Origin of the sequence: Streptomyces sp. BBFR2, from assembly GCF_044497305.1 — a bacterium.
Taxonomy (GTDB): Bacteria; Actinomycetota; Actinomycetes; order Streptomycetales; family Streptomycetaceae; genus Streptomyces.
This window is the reverse complement of the sequence record NZ_CP172415.1, coordinates 3,458,570-3,474,594: the sequence shown is the minus strand read 5'-3', so window position 1 is coordinate 3,474,594 and position 16,025 is coordinate 3,458,570. Positions and strand designations below refer to the sequence as shown.

General features: G+C 69.9%; 16 protein-coding genes and 1 tRNA gene. 9 read left to right on the top strand and 8 right to left on the bottom strand.

The window, feature by feature from the left end; all coding sequences use genetic code 11:
• Positions 1-133: 133 nt before the first annotated feature.
• The gene (locus ACGH2B_RS13775; protein WP_399088487.1) at positions 134-580 is read left to right on the top strand and encodes a MarR family winged helix-turn-helix transcriptional regulator; all 447 of its coding nucleotides are present in this window, start codon (positions 134-136) and stop codon (positions 578-580) included.
• Between the two features lie 37 nt (positions 581-617).
• On the opposite strand, the gene ACGH2B_RS13770 is transcribed toward ACGH2B_RS13775, so the two are convergent.
• Positions 618-980 carry a winged helix-turn-helix transcriptional regulator gene (locus ACGH2B_RS13770; RefSeq protein WP_399088485.1) on the bottom strand — a complete coding sequence of 121 codons (363 nt, stop codon included), beginning with the start codon at positions 978-980 and terminating at the stop codon, positions 618-620.
• A gap of 127 nt (positions 981-1,107) precedes the next feature.
• On the opposite strand from ACGH2B_RS13770, the gene ACGH2B_RS13765 reads away from it, so the two are divergent.
• Positions 1,108-1,758 carry an FMN-dependent NADH-azoreductase gene (locus tag ACGH2B_RS13765; protein WP_399088483.1) on the top strand — a complete coding sequence of 217 codons (651 nt, stop codon included), beginning with the start codon at positions 1,108-1,110 and terminating at the stop codon, positions 1,756-1,758.
• A 176-nt stretch (positions 1,759-1,934) separates the two neighbouring features.
• On the opposite strand, the gene ACGH2B_RS13760 is transcribed toward ACGH2B_RS13765, so the two are convergent.
• A tRNA-Leu gene (locus tag ACGH2B_RS13760) sits at positions 1,935-2,018 on the bottom strand.
• 486 nt (positions 2,019-2,504) lie between these two features.
• Between ACGH2B_RS13760 and ACGH2B_RS13755 the strand changes: the two genes are divergently transcribed.
• From ACGH2B_RS13755 to pknB, 6 genes are all read left to right on the top strand, one after another.
• A complete protein-coding gene (locus ACGH2B_RS13755) occupies positions 2,505-3,329 on the top strand; it encodes an FhaA domain-containing protein (RefSeq protein WP_399088481.1) in 825 nt (274 codons plus the stop codon).
• Positions 3,330-3,339: 10 nt separating this feature from the next.
• Complete coding sequence (locus ACGH2B_RS13750) at positions 3,340-3,864, top strand: FHA domain-containing protein (RefSeq protein WP_399088479.1); 525 nt, start codon at positions 3,340-3,342, stop codon at positions 3,862-3,864.
• A 133-nt stretch (positions 3,865-3,997) separates the two neighbouring features.
• The gene (locus ACGH2B_RS13745) at positions 3,998-5,563 is read left to right on the top strand and encodes a Stp1/IreP family PP2C-type Ser/Thr phosphatase (RefSeq protein WP_399088477.1); all 1,566 of its coding nucleotides are present in this window, start codon (positions 3,998-4,000) and stop codon (positions 5,561-5,563) included.
• A 23-nt stretch (positions 5,564-5,586) separates the two neighbouring features.
• A complete protein-coding gene (locus tag ACGH2B_RS13740) occupies positions 5,587-6,984 on the top strand; it encodes an FtsW/RodA/SpoVE family cell cycle protein (RefSeq protein ID WP_399088475.1) in 1,398 nt (465 codons plus the stop codon).
• Positions 6,981-8,450: a peptidoglycan D,D-transpeptidase FtsI family protein gene (locus ACGH2B_RS13735; RefSeq protein ID WP_399088473.1), complete on the top strand. Its 1,470-nt coding sequence runs from the start codon at positions 6,981-6,983 to the stop codon at positions 8,448-8,450. The genes ACGH2B_RS13740 and ACGH2B_RS13735 overlap by 4 nt, the downstream gene beginning before the upstream one ends.
• A gap of 147 nt (positions 8,451-8,597) precedes the next feature.
• Positions 8,598-10,589: a Stk1 family PASTA domain-containing Ser/Thr kinase gene (pknB, locus tag ACGH2B_RS13730; protein WP_399088471.1), complete on the top strand. Its 1,992-nt coding sequence runs from the start codon at positions 8,598-8,600 to the stop codon at positions 10,587-10,589.
• 276 nt (positions 10,590-10,865) lie between these two features.
• Here the strand turns inward: pknB and ACGH2B_RS13725 are convergent, their stop codons facing one another.
• The 6 genes from ACGH2B_RS13725 to ACGH2B_RS13700 all read right to left on the bottom strand — a co-directional run bounded on the left by ACGH2B_RS13725 (position 10,866) and on the right by ACGH2B_RS13700 (position 15,588).
• Positions 10,866-11,606, bottom strand: coding sequence for a class E sortase (locus ACGH2B_RS13725; RefSeq protein WP_399088469.1), 741 nt, complete (start codon positions 11,604-11,606; stop codon positions 10,866-10,868).
• 25 nt (positions 11,607-11,631) lie between these two features.
• Complete coding sequence (locus ACGH2B_RS13720; protein ID WP_399088467.1) at positions 11,632-13,191, bottom strand: class E sortase; 1,560 nt, start codon at positions 13,189-13,191, stop codon at positions 11,632-11,634.
• On the bottom strand, positions 13,188-13,826 hold the full coding sequence (locus tag ACGH2B_RS13715) for an aminodeoxychorismate/anthranilate synthase component II (RefSeq protein ID WP_399088465.1): 639 nt from the start codon (positions 13,824-13,826) through the stop codon (positions 13,188-13,190). The genes ACGH2B_RS13720 and ACGH2B_RS13715 overlap by 4 nt, the downstream gene beginning before the upstream one ends.
• The gene (locus tag ACGH2B_RS13710; RefSeq protein WP_033266980.1) at positions 13,823-13,999 is read right to left on the bottom strand and encodes a hypothetical protein; all 177 of its coding nucleotides are present in this window, start codon (positions 13,997-13,999) and stop codon (positions 13,823-13,825) included. The genes ACGH2B_RS13715 and ACGH2B_RS13710 overlap by 4 nt, the downstream gene beginning before the upstream one ends.
• Before the next feature lie 71 nt (positions 14,000-14,070).
• Positions 14,071-14,775: a class E sortase gene (locus ACGH2B_RS13705; RefSeq protein ID WP_399088463.1), complete on the bottom strand. Its 705-nt coding sequence runs from the start codon at positions 14,773-14,775 to the stop codon at positions 14,071-14,073.
• Positions 14,776-14,817: 42 nt separating this feature from the next.
• Positions 14,818-15,588: a DUF881 domain-containing protein gene (locus ACGH2B_RS13700; RefSeq protein WP_399088461.1), complete on the bottom strand. Its 771-nt coding sequence runs from the start codon at positions 15,586-15,588 to the stop codon at positions 14,818-14,820.
• A gap of 177 nt (positions 15,589-15,765) precedes the next feature.
• Here ACGH2B_RS13700 and crgA point away from each other — a divergent pair, with 177 nt between their 5' ends.
• Positions 15,766-16,020 carry a cell division protein CrgA gene (gene crgA, locus ACGH2B_RS13695; RefSeq protein WP_030285707.1) on the top strand — a complete coding sequence of 85 codons (255 nt, stop codon included), beginning with the start codon at positions 15,766-15,768 and terminating at the stop codon, positions 16,018-16,020.
• Positions 16,021-16,025: the final 5 nt, after the last annotated feature.

Below are 16,025 nucleotides of genomic sequence, written 5' to 3'. Positions count from 1 at the left end.
GGGGCTTGCCTTCTCACGCTAGACGGCTCGACTGCGGCCAGAAGTTGACTTTTGCAACCTTCATGGCTCATTGGTTGGCTTTTACAACTCAATTCACGTTGTACTATACAACTACTTCTCGGAAAGGCAACCCATGACCCAGCGCGACGCATCCGTCGAGACCATCCAGCAGCAGCTCACCGCCTTCGCCCGGCGCGCCCGCGCCACCGCCGCCCGCATCCACCCCGAGCTGTCCCTGGTCTCGTACACCCTGCTGGCGCACCTCGACGACCAGCGGGGATGCCGGGCGACGGACCTCGCCGCGCACTATCTCCTGGACAAGTCCACCGTCAGCCGGCAGATCGCCGCACTGGAGAAGCTGGGATTCGTGGAGCGCCGGACGGACCCGGACGACCAGCGCGTACAGGTGCTGCACCCCACACCCGCGGGCGCCGCGGTGCTGTCGAACGCCATGACCAGCCGCCGCCAGGCCTTCCACGAGCGGCTCGCCGACTGGGACGAGGCCGATCTCGCCCGCTTCGCGTCCTACCTGCTCCGCTACAACACCGCCCAGGAACGGGAACAGGAGCGGAACGGCTGACCACCCGCCCCACAAGCCGCCTACGGACCCGGGGCGCCTACTTGCGGAAGCGCTCCGGGCACCGCCCGCCGTCGGCCAGATACGTCTCGGCCCACCGCCCCAGCTCCTTGAGCGCGGGCTCCATGGCGAGGCCGGCCTCGGTCAGCCGGTACGCGACGCGCAGCGGAGGCCCGGCGTCCACCTCACGCACCACCAGGCCGGTCGCCGCCAGTTCCGCGAGGCGGTCGGAGAGCATCCGCTCGCTGATGCCGGGGATCGCCCGCCGCAGATCGGCGAAGTGCACCGGCCCGGGCAGGAGCGTGGCCACGACCAGGCCGGTCCAGCGCTTCCCGAACAGCTCGAAGACGCGCGTCATCCTGCCGTCGACCTGCCTGCACGCCGCCTCGCCGTGGTCCGCCATGCCTCCAGCCTACCGGCCTCCCGTTTGGTACTGCGGAAAAGTAAGCACCTGTGTTATGAATAGCAACGTACAAAATTCAACCAGCAGGCCGTGCAGCGCCCGGCCGCGAAGCGAAGGACCGACCACCATGGCCACGCTCCTCCACCTCGACTCCTCCCTCTTCCCCGAGGACGGCTCCGCGTCCCGCGCCGTGACCGCCGCCTTCCGCGCCGCCTGGCTGGCGGAGCACCCCGACGGCACCGTCATCTACCGCGACCTCGCCGCCGACCCGCTCCCCCACCTCGACGGCACCGCCGCCGCGGCCGGATTCTCCGACCCGGCCACCCACACCCCGGAACAGCGGACCGCCTTCGCCCTGCGCGCCCGCCTCGCCGAGGAGCTGGAACAGGCCGACGCCATCGTCATAGGCGCCCCGATGTACAACTTCACGATCCCCTCGACGCTCAAGGCGTGGCTGGACCAGACGATCATCATGGGCCGCACGGCCGGCGCCGAGCCGTCCGCCAAGGGCACCCCCGTCACCGTCGTCGCCAGCCGCGGCGGCTCGTACGCCCCCGGCACCCCCCGCGAGGGCTCCGACCACGTGCAGAACTACCTGGAGACCGTCCTGGGCGACGGCTTCGGCCTGAAGGTCGACTTCATCGTCCCCGAGCTGACCATGGCGCCCTCCAACCCCGCGATGAGCGAACTGATCCCGCTGTACGAGGCGTCCCGCGAGAAGGCGCTCGCCGAGGCCACCGCCAAGGGCCGTCAGGCCGCGGCCCTCGCCACCGCCTGACGCCCGCTACCTCCGTACGCCCCGGGAACGACCGGTCACGCCGCGTCATCCCGGGGCCGGAACCCGGCCGATCTTTCGGACGAGATGCATCGCGGCCCCGGAACCGGAAGGTGTGAGAAGCACAACGAAAGACCCCCGGTCTCCGGATTTTCTCCGGAGACCGGGGGTCTCATCTGTGCGCGAGGGGGGAGTTGAACCCCCACGCCCTTTCGGGCACTGGAACCTGAATCCAGCGCGTCTGCCTATTCCGCCACCCGCGCATGGGTGTTGTCGTGAGATTCTCTCACGCGATCCGGGTTTTTCTTTCCCGTTTCGGGGGAGCGCCTTGCGACATGCAGAACATTAGCACGGCGCGGCGGGTGGTTTCACCTGCCCTTATCCCCGCCCCCGGCCCGGCCCTCGTACCGGCCGCCGCCGGCGGACCGCGGCCCCGGCTCCCGGCCGCCTCACGGACGCCGGCGCACTTCCCCTCCTCGTACGCCCGTCCGGTCCCGGCCACCTTGCGCCGGGACCCGGCCCCGCCCGGAGCGAGGTGAACGGTTGCGGGACACTGTCGGCGGGGCACCTCTACCATCGCAGTGCACGGACGGCGGGCACGGAACGAACGCCCCAACAGGCAACCCTGTGAGGGGGGACACTCGTCACTCCGGGCGGGAAAGGGGAACCAGCTGATTTCCCGGCGCGTGGATACGATCGGTAAGCAGTATCAGGACGACTCTGTCGAAGACTGAGGAAGGAGGTGCCCCGTGGGAGTACTGAAGCGCTTCGAGCAGCGTCTCGAAGGTCTCGTCAACGGCACCTTCGCCAAGGTGTTCAAGTCCGAGGTGCAGCCCGTTGAGATCGCCGGCGCGCTCCAGCGCGAATGCGACAACAACGCGACCATCTGGAACCGCGACCGCACGGTCGTCCCCAACGACTTCATCGTCGAGCTGAGCGCACCCGACTACGAGCGGCTCAGCCCCTACAGCGGACAGCTCGGTGACGAACTCTCCGGGATGGTCCGCGACTACGCCAAGCAGCAGCGGTACACCTTCATGGGTTCCATCAAGGTGCACCTGGAGAAGGCCGACGATCTCGACACCGGCCTCTACCGGGTACGCAGCCGCACCCTCGCCTCCAGCACATCCCAGGAACAGCCGGGCCAGGCGCCCGCCGGGCGCGGTTCGTCGGCGCCCCGGGGCGGCTACACCGGCGGCGGCCACGTGGGCCCGCCCCCCATGCCCTCGTCCCCGCCGCCCGGCGCTCCGCCGCGTACGGCACCGCCCGGTGCCGGGCCGCAGCCGCCGGCACAGACCCGGCGCTGGATCGAGATCAACGGCACCCGCCACCAGATCTCGCGCAACTCGCTCGTCCTGGGCCGCAGTACCGATGCCGATGTCCGGATCGACGACCCCGGGGTCTCCCGGCGGCACTGCGAGATCCGCGTCGGCACGCCCCCCACGGTCCAGGACCTGGGCTCCACGAACGGGATCGTGGTGGACGGGCAGCACACCACCCGCGCTAGTCTCCGCGACGGCTCGCGGATCGTCGTGGGCAGTACCACCATCGTTTACCGGCAAGCCGAAGGGTGAAGCGGGGGCAATGTCAGAGCTGACCCTCACGGTCATGCGGTTGGGTTTCCTCGCCGTACTGTGGCTGTTCGTCATCGTGGCCGTACAGGTCATCCGCAGCGATCTGTTCGGCACGCGCGTCACACAGCGCGGCGCCGCCCGAAGGGGCGGTCAGGAGGCACGCGGCCAGCGGCAGCAGGCCGCGCCGCCGCAGCAACGCCGCCAGGAAGGCGGGCGCGGCGGCAACCGCCAGCGCCGGGGCGCCCCCACCAAACTGGTCGTCTCCGAAGGCACTCTCCAGGGCACGACCGTCGCCCTCCAGGGCCAGACCATCTCCCTGGGCCGGGCGCACGATTCGACGATCGTCCTGGACGACGACTACGCGTCCAGCAGGCATGCCAGGATCTACCCCGACCGTGACGGCCAGTGGATCGTCGAGGACCTCGGCTCCACCAACGGCACGTACCTGGACCGGAACCGCCTGACGACGCCGACCCCGATCCCGCTGGGTGCCCCGATCCGCATCGGCAAGACCGTCATCGAGCTGCGGAAGTAGTACGACTTATGAGCGAGCGGAGCGAGCGAGCCGCGGCGGTCCACTCGACGGCCCCGAGCGTGCTCCCGACCGGAGGGTGGGCAGTGTGGCTCGACGAGACCGGCTGTACCCCGAGCCGACAGGTGAGGTGCGCATGAGTCTTTCCCTGCGCTTCGCCGCCGGATCGCACAAGGGCATGATCCGGGAGGGCAACGAGGACTCCGGTTACGCCGGCCCGCGGCTGCTCGCCATCGCCGACGGCATGGGCGGTCAGGCCGCGGGCGAGGTCGCCTCGTCCGAGGTGATCTCCACCCTCGTCCAGCTCGACGACGACGTCCCCGGCTCCGACATCCTCACCTCGCTCGGCACCGCCGTGCAGCGCGCCAACGACCAGTTGCGCGTCATGGTCGAGGAGGACCCGCAGCTCGACGGGATGGGCACCACCCTGACCGCGCTGTTGTGGACGGGCCAGCGCCTGGGCCTGGTGCACGTCGGCGACTCCCGCGCCTATCTGCTGCGGGACGGTCAGCTCACCCAGATCACGCAGGACCACACCTGGGTGCAGCGCCTCGTCGACGAGGGCCGGATCACCGAGGAGGAGGCCACCACGCATCCGCAGCGCTCGCTGCTGATGCGGGCCCTGGGCAGCGGTGACCGCGTGGAGCCGGACCTGTCGATCCGTGAGGTCCGGGCCGGTGACCGCTACCTGATCTGCTCGGACGGGCTCTCCGGTGTCGTCAGCCACCAGACGCTGGAGGAGACCCTCGCCAGCTACCACGGACCGCACGAGACGGTCCAGGAGCTGATCCAGCTCGCGCTGCGCGGCGGCGGTCCCGACAACATCACCTGCATCGTCGCCGACGTCCTCGACGTCGACGGCAACGAGGCGCTGGCCGGGCAGTTCAACGACACCCCGGTCATCGTCGGCGCGGTCGCCGAGAACCAGAACCAGCTCAACGACCCGAGCACCCTCCAGACCCCGGCCGCCCGCGCCGCCGAACTGGGCCGCGGCCGGGACGTCCCGGCGCAGTCGCCCGGCGGCGGCTTCGGCCCGCCCGGCAGCGGTGACGGCGACATCGGCGGGCCGCCGCAGGGCACGTTCGGCGCCTTCACCGACGAGGACTTCCTCAAGCCGCGGCGCCGCGGCACCTGGATCAAGCGGTCGCTGTTCTCGGCGCTCGCGCTGGCGGTCATCGGCGGTGGTCTCTACGCGGGCTACCGCTGGACGCAGACCCAGTACTTCGTCGGCGCCAAGGACGATCACGTCGCGCTCTACCGCGGCATCAGCCAGGACCTGGCGTGGATCTCGCTCAACAAGGTCGACAAGGACCACCCCGAGATCGAACTCAAGTACCTACCGCTGTACCAGCAGACCCAGGTCAAGGAGACGATCCCGGCCGACACCCGCGACGAGGCGACCCTCAAGGTCACCGAGCTGGGCAAGCAGGCGCACGCCTGCCTGAGCAAGCAGCAGCGGGAGGCCGCCGAGCGTGCCGCGGCCAAGGCCAAGAAGGACCGGGAGAAGGCACAGGGCAACGGCAAGGCCGGCGACACCGGCGGTCACCGGCCCGGCACCTCCACCGTCCCCGGCGACCGGACCGCCACCGCCGGTACCCCCGGCACCCTCGCGTCCCCGTCGACTCCCCCGGCCGACATCACCAGCCAGGCCCCCTCCGAGGAGCAGTTGAAGCTGGAAAAGAATTGCAGCACCCAGCAGTGAGGGCGTAGGGGGCCGTACACGTCATGAGCAGTACCACCAACACCACCACCATCGGCACCATCGGAGCCCCGAGCCGCCGCAACACCGAGCTGGCGATGCTCGTCTTCGCCATCGTCATCCCGGTCTTCGCGTACATCAACGTCGGGCTGGCCAAGAAGCAGGAGGTCCCCGCCGGGGTCCTCGGCTACGCCCTCGGGCTGGCGCTGCTGGCGGGCGTGGCCCACCTCGTCGTCCGTAAGTGGGCGCCGTACGCGGATCCGCTGATGCTGCCGATCGCCACCCTCCTCAACGGACTCGGGCTGGTCTTCATCTGGCGGCTCGACCAGGAGCCGCAGATCACCACGACGAAGCTGGGCGGCCCGATGGCGCCCGGCCAGTTGATGTGGTCGACGCTGGGTGTCGCGCTCTTCCTCGCCGTGCTGATCCTGCTCAAGGACCACCGCGTCCTCCAGCGCTACACCTACATCTCGATGGTGGTCGCGCTGGCGCTGCTGATCGCGCCGATCTTCTTCCCCGCCCGCTACGGCGCGCGCATCTGGATCACGCTGCCCGGTCTCGGTTCACTGCAGCCCGGTGAGTTCGCGAAGATCATCATCGCGGTGTTCTTCGCCGGGTACCTGATGGTGAAGCGGGACGCGCTGGCGCTGGCCAGCCGCCGCTTCATGGGGCTGTACCTGCCGCGCGGGCGTGACCTCGGGCCGATCCTCGTCATCTGGGCGCTGAGCCTGATGATCCTGGTCTTCGAGACCGACCTGGGCACCTCGCTGCTCTTCTTCGGCCTCTTCGTGATCATGCTGTACGTCGCGACCGAGCGCACGAGCTGGATCGTCTTCGGTCTGCTGCTGAGCGCCGGCGGTGCCGTCGCGGTGGCCACCTTCGAATCGCATGTGCAGGTCCGCGTCCACAACTGGCTGAACCCGCTGGAGAAGCTCAACGGCGGCGTCACCGAGACCGCGCAGGCGATGTACTCCTTCGGCTCCGGCGGCATCCTCGGCTCCGGTCTCGGCCAGGGGTACTCCCGCCTCATCGGCGGTATCGCCCCGAAGAGCGACTACATCCTCGCCACCGTCGGTGAGGAGACGGGGCTCGCCGGTCTGATGGCCGTGCTGCTGCTGTACGGCCTGCTCATCGAGCGGGGTATCCGTACGGCGCTCGCCGCCCGCGACCCGTTCGGCAAGCTGCTGGCCATCGGCCTGTCCGGGGCCTTCGCGCTCCAGGTCTTCGTCGTCGCCGGCGGTGTGACGGGCCTGATCCCGCTGACCGGTATGACGATGCCGTTCCTCGCCCAGGGTGGTTCGTCCGTGATCGCCAACTGGGCGCTGGTCGGCATCCTGCTGCGGATCAGCGACACCGCGCGGCGGCCCGCCCCGGCCCCCGCCCCCTCCACCGATGCCGAGATGACCCAGGTGGTCCGCCCGTGAACAAGCCCCTGCGCCGGGTCGCGATCTTCTGCGGCCTGCTCGTCCTCGCCCTGCTCGTCCGCGTCAACTGGGTGCAGTTCGTCCAGGCCGACGAGTTGAAGAACAGCGGCGACAACCGCCGCGTCGCCATCGAGCGGTACAGCAAGCCGCGCGGCAACATCATCGTCGACGGGACCCCGGTAACCGGCTCGACGACCACCGGAAGCGGCGACTACAAGTACAAGCGGACGTACAAGAACGGCAAGATGTGGGCGCCGGTCACCGGGTACGCCTCGCAGGCGTTCGAATCCAACCAGTTGGAGAATCTGTACGACAAGATCCTCACGGGCGCCGACGACCGGCTCTTCTTCAGCCGTACCGTCGACATGCTCACCGGCCGGAAGCAGGAGGGCGGCAACGTCGTCACCACCCTCAGCGCCAAGGCCCAGAAGGCGGCCTTCGAGGGGCTGGGTGACAAGAAGGGCGCGGTCGCCGCGCTCAACCCGGAGACCGGTGCGATCCTCGCGCTGGCCACGGCGCCGTCGTACGACCCGTCCACCTTCGCCGGGATGAGCGACAAGGACTCCGAGGCGTACAACGCGCTGCTGAAGGAGAACAACCCGGACGACCCGACGCTCAACCGCGCGCTGCGCCAGACGTACCCGCCCGGTTCGACGTTCAAGGTCGTCACGGCCGCCGCGGCGCTGGAGCACGGTCTCTACACCGACATCGACGCCCCGACGCGGTCTCCGCTGCCCTGGTACCTGCCGGACACCAACCACGTCCCGCTGCCGAACGAGGGCAACATCCCCTGCAAGGACGCCAGCCTCCGCGAGGCGCTGCGCTGGTCCTGCAACACCGTCTTCGGCAAGATCAGCGCGGACCTCGGCAACAAGACGATGAAGGCCGAGGCGGAGAAGTTCGGGTTCAACCACGCGAAGGTCGACACTCCGGTCCGCGCCGCCGAGAGCGTCTACCCCGTGGACAACCGGCCGCAGAACGCCCAGGCCGGCATCGGTCAGGCGTCGAACCGCGCCACCCCGCTCCAGATGGCCATGGTCACCGCGGCGATCGCCAACGGCGGCAAGCTGATGGAGCCGTACATGGTCGACAAGCTGGTCGCGCCCAACCTCAACGTCGTGGAGCAGCACTCCCCGAAGGAGATGAGCCAGCCGCTCAAGCCGGAGAACGCCCAGAAGCTCCAGGAGATGATGGAGACGGTCGTCAAGGACGGTACGGGTAAGGCCGGACAGATCCCGGGCGTGACGGTCGGTGGCAAGACCGGTACCGCGCAGCACGGTGAGGGCAACAAGGACAACCCGTACGCGTGGTTCATCTCCTACGCGAAGACCGGCAAGGGCACCCCGGTCGCCGTCGCCGTCGTGATTGAGGGGTCCGACACACTCCGCGGTGACATCGCGGGTGGCAAGCTCGCCGCCCCGATCGCGAAGAGCGTGATGGAAGCGGTGCTCAGCGACAAGAAGTGACTCCTGGGCATGGCCGTACCGGTCGGATATCAGCTTGCGGCTACGGCCCGGCCCGGTGCGGCGCGCCGGGTACGGTATGCCCGGACAGCACACCGCCGGACCACACACGGGTGCGGTCGGGACTGACGGAGAGGGCTGGAGAAGCTTATGGATGAGCCGCGTCGCCTCGGCGGCCGGTACGAGCTGGGCTCGGTGCTGGGCCGCGGTGGCATGGCCGAGGTGTACCTCGCCCATGACAGCCGCCTGGGCCGCACCGTAGCGGTGAAGACGCTGCGGGTGGACCTCGCCCGTGACCCGTCCTTCCAGGCCCGGTTCCGCCGTGAGGCCCAGTCGGCCGCCTCGCTGAACCACCCGTCCATCGTCGCGGTCTACGACACCGGCGAGGACTACGTCGACGGCGTCTCGATCCCGTACATCGTCATGGAGTACGTGGACGGCTCCACGCTGCGGGAGCTGCTGCACTCCGGGCGGAAGCTGCTGCCCGAGCGGTCCCTGGAGATGACCATCGGGGTGCTCCAGGCGCTGGAGTACTCGCACCGGGCCGGCATCGTCCACCGCGACATCAAGCCCGCCAACGTCATGCTGACCCGCACCGGTCAGGTCAAGGTCATGGACTTCGGTATCGCCCGGGCGATGGGCGACGCCGGGATGACCATGACGCAGACCGCCGCGGTCATCGGCACGGCGCAGTACCTCTCCCCGGAGCAGGCCAAGGGCGAGCAGGTCGACGCCCGCTCCGACCTCTACTCCACCGGCTGTCTGCTGTACGAACTCCTCACCGTCCGGCCGCCGTTCATCGGTGACTCGCCGGTCGCGGTGGCGTACCAGCATGTGCGGGAAGAGCCGCAGAAGCCGAGCAACTTCGATCCCGAGATCACGCCGGAGATGGACGCCATCGTCCTCAAGGCGCTGGTCAAGGATCCGGACTACCGCTATCAGTCGGCCGATGAGATGCGGGCCGACATCGAGGCGGCGCTCGACGGGCAGCCGGTCGCGGCCACCGCCGCGATGGGCGCGGCCGGTTTCGACCAGGACCAGCCCACGACGATGCTGCGGCCGCAGGACCCGGGTGCGCAGACCGCGATGCTGCCTCCGATGAACCCGGACGACGGCGGCTACGGCTACGACGACCGGCCCTCGGGCCGCCGCGGTGCCTCCGGGCCGCCGAAGAAGAGCCACACCTCGACGATCCTGCTGGCCGTCGCCGGTGTCCTCGTCCTGGTCGGGGCGATCTTCATCGGCAAGGCGATGTTCAGCGGCAAGACCGCCGGCGGAGGGGTGACGGCGCCCAATGTCGTCGGCGAAACCCTGGCGCAGGCGAAGGAGTCCGCCCGGAACAACAACGGCGGTCTGAAGGTCGCCAAGGGCGGCAGCGAGGCGTGCGAGAACGTCGAGAAGGGCCAGATCACCAAGCAGGAGCCGGCGGAAGGCGCCGCCATCGACGAGGGCGGCACGATCACCGTCACGCTGTGCACCGGCCCCAAGCAGGTGCAGGTCCCGAACGTCCGCGGGTTCAGTGAGGACGAGGCGCGGACCGAGCTGAAGAACAAGGGCTTCGAGAACATCGAGGTCACCCAGAAGGTCTCCGAGGAGGCCGAGGGCACCGTCCTCGACCAGAACCCGAAGCCGGGCGCCAGCAAGCCGAAGACCGCCACGATCACGCTGACGATCGCCAAGGCGAACCCGAAGGTGAAGGTCCCCGACGTCGTCGGCAACGACTTCGCCGCCGCGGAGAAGCAGCTGAAGGACCTCCAGCTCCAGGTCACCAAGCAGGAGCAGGACGTGTCCGACCCGGCGCAGGTCGGCAAGGTCATCGCCATGAACCCGGCGGGTCATACGGAGGTCGACGCCAACTCCACGGTGACGCTGACCGTGGGCAAGGCGGCGGCGCAGAAGCCGGTGCCGAGCGTCCTCGGTCAGAAGGTGAAGGACGCGAAGAAGGCGCTCCAGGAGGCCGGGTTCACCAACATCCGGTTCGCGGACGGCAGCAGCCAGGACGACAACGCCCGGGTCATGGCGCAGGACCCGGCGGGCGCCACCCCGTCCGACCCCGGCTCCACGACGGTGACGCTGACCACCGCCGGCGGTGGCGGTGACCACGGGGATGATGACGACGACGGCGGCTGGCCGTTCCCCTAGCGGCGGCGGTCACGCCTCAGCCGAAGCCACGTGAGCGACCTGCTCTGTGAGTGAGCCCCGGCCCCTTTCCAGGGGCCGGGGCTCATTCGTCTGCGGCTGTCCGGCCGGGGCGGGAGTGTGCGGCGGGTGGGGCCCGCCTTGTCAGGAGGGCCGGGCTCGCCGCCACGTGGGACGGGCGCGGCGCGCGGGGTGGGCACGGCGAGTGGATAGCCGGATGGTGGGTGCCTGGGGCGGCGGACAGCCAGCGGGTGGGTGCCTGGGGCGGCGGCCCTTCGGTCAGCGGAGTTCCTTCGGCGGGGTGCGGTCCGCGTCGACCTTCTCGGTGCGCTCCAGTTCGCCCCAGACGATGTAGCGGTAGTTCGAGGTGTAGACCGGGGTGCAGGTCGTCAGCGTGATGTAGCGGCCGGCCTTGTGCTTGCCGGACTCCTCGGGGACCTGGTCGAGGACGTCCACGTTGTACTTCGAGGTCTGGTCGAGCACCGCGTAGACCTTGTAGACGTACCAGGTGTCCTTGGTCTCGAAGACGATCGGGTCGCCCTCGCGGAGCTTGTCGATGTTGTGGAACTTCGCGCCGTGGCCGTCGCGGTGCGCGGCGAGGGTGAAGTTGCCCTTCTTCTCCTGCGGCAGCGCGGACGCGACCGGCTTGGTGTAGTAGCCGGCCACCCCCTCGTTGAGGATCTCGGAGCCGGTGCCCTTCTTGACCAGCACCTCGCCGTTCTTCATCGCCGGTACGTGCAGGAAGCCGATGCCGTCCCTGGTGTCCAGCTTCCCCGGTCCCTTCGGACTCGGAGCGGCCCAGTGGCGGCGGACCTCGTCACCCTGTTTGTCGGCGGCGCGGTCGGCGAGAACGTTCGTCCACCACAGCGAGTACCCCACGAACAGGCCAAGGATCAGCCCGGCGGTGATCAGGAGTTCGCCGATCACGCTGATCACGGCGGCGACGGAGCGGCGCATCCGGCGTGGTCGGTTCGGCGGCGCGGACCGTTCGATGTCCTCGTCATGGCCCGTGGCAGTCACCGCGTAGTACCCCTCTTACCTTCGGTCAGCCGGTGAGCGCATCCGGTTCGCCCTTGCTCCGCGGCTGCGCCGCGACCATCTTGCCCCAGACGATCATCCGGTAGGTACTGGTGAATTCCGGGGTGCAGGTGGTCAGGGTGAGGTAGCGCCCCGGCGCCTTGAACCCGGACGCCTGCGGCACCGGCTGGATGACGCTGACGTTCTTCGGGCTGGTCTGCGGGAGGATGCTCACCATCTCGTACGTGTAGTACGTACTCTGCGTCTCCACGACGACCTTGTCGCCCGGAGTGAGCTTGTTGATGTAACGGAACGGCTCGCCGTGGGTGTTGCGGTGGGCGGCCACCGCGAAGTTGCCCTTCTTGTCCCAGGGCATCGCGGTCTTGATCCCGCTGCTCTTGTCGTAGTGCCCGACCATGCCGCGGTCCAGCACCGAGTGCTTGTCGATGCCTTCGGCGATCGGTGCCTTCACGTCCAGCTTCGGGATGTACATGATGGCGAAGCGCTCGCCCTGGGCCGGGGATGTCTTCTCGCCGCGGCCCTCGTCCCACTGATGTTGGAGGGTGGTGGTGGCGCCGCCCGCCTCCTTCTGTGCCAGCACGTTGGTCCACCACAGCTGGTAGGTGACGAACAGCAGCATCACCACGCCGAGCGTGATGAAGACCTCGCCGATGGCCCGGCTGGCGATGAGGCTCAGGCTCTCCTTCGCGGCGCGGGCGGCGCGTCGGGCCTCCAGCCGGGAGGTGGGCGCGGGCGGCGGAGCCGGGGTGGCCGCGGCTGCCGCGGCGCCCCCGTGCTTGCCGCGGCGCCCGCCGCGCTTCGCCGCCTGCTGGGCCGCCTTACGACGGGCGGCACGTCCGCCAGGGGTCGGGGCATCCGCCGTTTCACGTGAAACGGCGTCGGCGCCCGCTCCTGTTTCACGTGAAACCGAAGTCTCGTCCAGCGCTGTTTCACGTGAAACGACGTCGCTGCCGAAGGGGTCGCCGCCCGGAATCCCGGCCCGCTCCGCCTGGCGCAGCGCCATGGTCTCGTCGTCGGTCACCGGCCCGGCGGTGACCGGCGCTACAGGGGGAGCGGACGGGCCCGGGGCCCGAGGAGGGGCGACCGCGGGGCCGAACGCCGGGACCTGGGCCGGCCCGGGGCCCGCGGCGGCGTGGCGGCCTGTGGGCGTCTCGGGCCCGAATCCGGTGGCCGGTCCGGGCGGTGTGCCGTCCGCCAGCGCCTCCTCCGCCGGGCGCGGCCGGAACCACGGGGAGGCGTGGCCGGGCGCCGGTGAGCCGGTGAGCCGGGCGTGACCGCCGGGGACGCCGGGTGTGGGGACGCCTGGGCCGCCGGGGCCGCCCGGTGCGGGGACGCCGGCGGGTGCCGGGCCGGCGGGTCCCGGCTGCTCACCGGGCGCGGTGTTCGTCCCGCCGTCCGTAGGGGCGTGCCGCCCGCCGGGACCCGGCAGCGGGTCCATCAGCGGGTCGTCGAGCCGCCCCACCGCCGCCTCGAAGGCTCCGTTCCCGCCGTACGGATCGCCGGACGCGCCCGGTACGGCGTACGGATCATGAGGGGTGCCGTCACGCTCGGGGCGTGTGGCGGTCACGCGCCGGCCTTGCCGACCACCGGGGCGAGCCCCGTCGAGCGCTCCACCGCTCCCGCGTCACCGCAGGTGACGAGCCAGTTGGCGAGCATCCGGTGGCCCCACTCGGTGAGTACCGACTCGGGGTGGAACTGGACGCCCTCGACGGGCAGTTCGCGGTGGCGCAGCCCCATCGCGATGCCGTTGTCCGTCCAGGCGGTGACGGTCAACTCGTCCGGCACCGTGCCCTCCTGGACCGCGAGGGAGTGGTAGCGGGTGGCCGTGAACGGCGAGGGCAGGCCGCTGAAGACGCCCTCACCCGCGTGCGAGACCTGCGAGGTCTTGCCGTGCAGCAATTCGGGGGCGCGGTCCACCACTCCGCCGTAGGCGACCGCCATGGACTGCATGCCCAGGCAGACGCCGAAGACCGGGACGCCGGTGTCCGCGCAGTGCCGGACCATGTCGATGCAGACCCCGGCCTCTTCCGGAGCGCCCGGGCCGGGGGAGAGCAGGACCCCGTCGAAGCCGTCCTGTGCATGGCCGGTGGAGACCTCGTCGTTGCGCAGCACCTCGCATTCGGCGCCGAGTTGGTAGAGGTACTGCACGAGGTTGAAGACAAAGCTGTCGTAGTTGTCGACGACGAGAATGCGTGCACTCATCGGACGGCTGCCATCCCTTGATCGACCGTGACGTCATTGAAGGGCAGCAGCGGCTCCGCCCACGGAAAGACGTACTGGAAAAGCACGAAGACGACCGCCAGCACCAGCACCAGGGAAATCAGCGCCTTCACCCATGTGTTGCCCGGCAAATGCCGCCAGATCCAGCCGTACATGCTGTCCCTACTCGCCGATGACGGTGTCGATTGCCCCACCAGAGTACGGGGCGGGGAGGGGGCCGGGTGGGTCAGCCGGACAAAGCCGGGGGCCTTCCCCGCGCCACCGGCTGCGTCGCGTCGAGATGTGCCCAGGTGATGAGCCGGTGGCTGTGGCCCCACTCCGGTTCGCAGGTGGTCAGGGTCAGGTAGCGGCCGGGCCCGCGGTAGCCGGAGGCGCGGGGGACGGGGTCGATCACGCCGATGTCGTCGGGCAGTGTCCGGTAGGGCCGCCGGTCGATGCGGTAGGTGAACCAGGTGATGCCGTCGGAGAGCACCACCGCGTCGCCGGGCCGCAGTTGCGGGAATTCCTTGAACGGGTCGCCGTACGTACGCCGGTGTCCCGCGACGGCGAAGTTGCCGGTCCCGCCGGGGCGGGCGGTGGCCGTGTAGTGCCCGAGGCCGCGGCGCAGGACACCGGTGGAGGTGCCTTCGAGGACGGGCTTGGACCACTCCGCGCCGAAGCGGGGGATGTACATGACGGCGAAGGCGGCGCCCTCCGTGTACGGGCGCGGGTGGTCGGACGGCGCCGGTGCGGTGGCCGGGCCGGGGCGCGGGTCACCGGTCCCGGGGGCGCCGGCCGACCAGCGTTCCTGGAGGCGGCCGATCTCCTGGTCCATGGCGCTGTCGGCGCGTACCCCGGTCCAGAAGAGGAGGTAGCAGACGAACAGCACGATGAGGGTGCCGGCCGTGACGCAGAGTTCGCTGAACGTCCGGACGATCCACCGCACCGTCATCGCCGGTCCCGCCCCCTCCCGTCGCCGTCACCGGCGCGCGGGCTACGGCTGCGCCGGCTGTGCGTAGTGGAGCTCCACTGTGCCGGAGTAGCCGGGCAGAGTCACCGCCTCGCGCTGGTCGACTTTCCAGCCGAGCCCGTAGGCGTTGACGTACTGGAGGTAGTTCTGGATCGCGGGGGCCGCGGTCAGCGCGCGGTTCAGGGCCTCGCGGTCACCGACGGCGGTGATCTTGTAGGGCGGGGAGTAGACGCGGCCCTGGAGGATCAGGGTGTTGCCGACGCAGCGCACCGCGCTGGTGGAGATCAGCCGCTGGTCCATGACCTCGATGCCCTTGGCGCCGCCCTGCCACAGCGCGTTCACCACGGCTTGCAGGTCCTGCTGGTGGATGACGAGGTCGTTGGGCTGCGGTTCGGGGATGCCGGGGATCTTGGCGGTGGCGTTCGGCGGGGCGTCGGTGAGGGTGACCGACAGGCCCTCGCCCTTCAGCTTCTCCGTGCCCGCCCGTTCCTCCAGGGCCTTGACCTTGGCTTCCTCCGCCTCGGAGGTGCCGTTGTCGCGCTGGGCGAGGGACTCGACGTCCTGGCGCAGCACCGCGTTGCGTTCGTCGTGGGCGCCGTTCTTCTGGCTCCGTTGCTGGATGAGGTCGGAGAGGCGGAGCATGGAGTCGTCGGAGCGCAGATCGGTGCCGCGTGCGGTGTCGAAGCTGAGCCAGAACATCAGGCCCGCGAGCGCGAAGACGGCGAGTGTGAGCAGCCGGACGGGCCGCAGCCGCGGGCGGGCCGGGCGGCCGGAGGAGTCAGCTGAAGTGCTCAACGTACCCTTGCTCCTTACGACGCCGCGGAAGCACTACGCTAACGGACGCCCCGGGGCGTCGAACCGCTCCCCGGCGCATCCGTCCGGCTCCCGCCCGTACGCCCGCGCGGACGGGGGCACCTCCCGCTCACGAGGGGTCGAGAGCGGGAGAGCAGCGCATCGACAGGAGAGTTCCTCGTGCCGAAGTCACGGATCCGCAAGAAGGACGACTTCACGCCGCCGCCGGCGAAGACCACCAGCCTGAAGATGAATTCCGGCCGTGGCTGGGTCGCTCCGGTGATGCTGGCGATGTTCCTGATCGGCCTCGCCTGGATCGTGCTGTACTACGTCTCCGAGGCGGATCTGCCGGTCAAGGCGATGGGCGACTGGAACATCGTGTGCGGGTTCGGCTTCATCGCGGTGGGCTTCGGCGTCTCCACGCAGTGGAAGTGACGCAA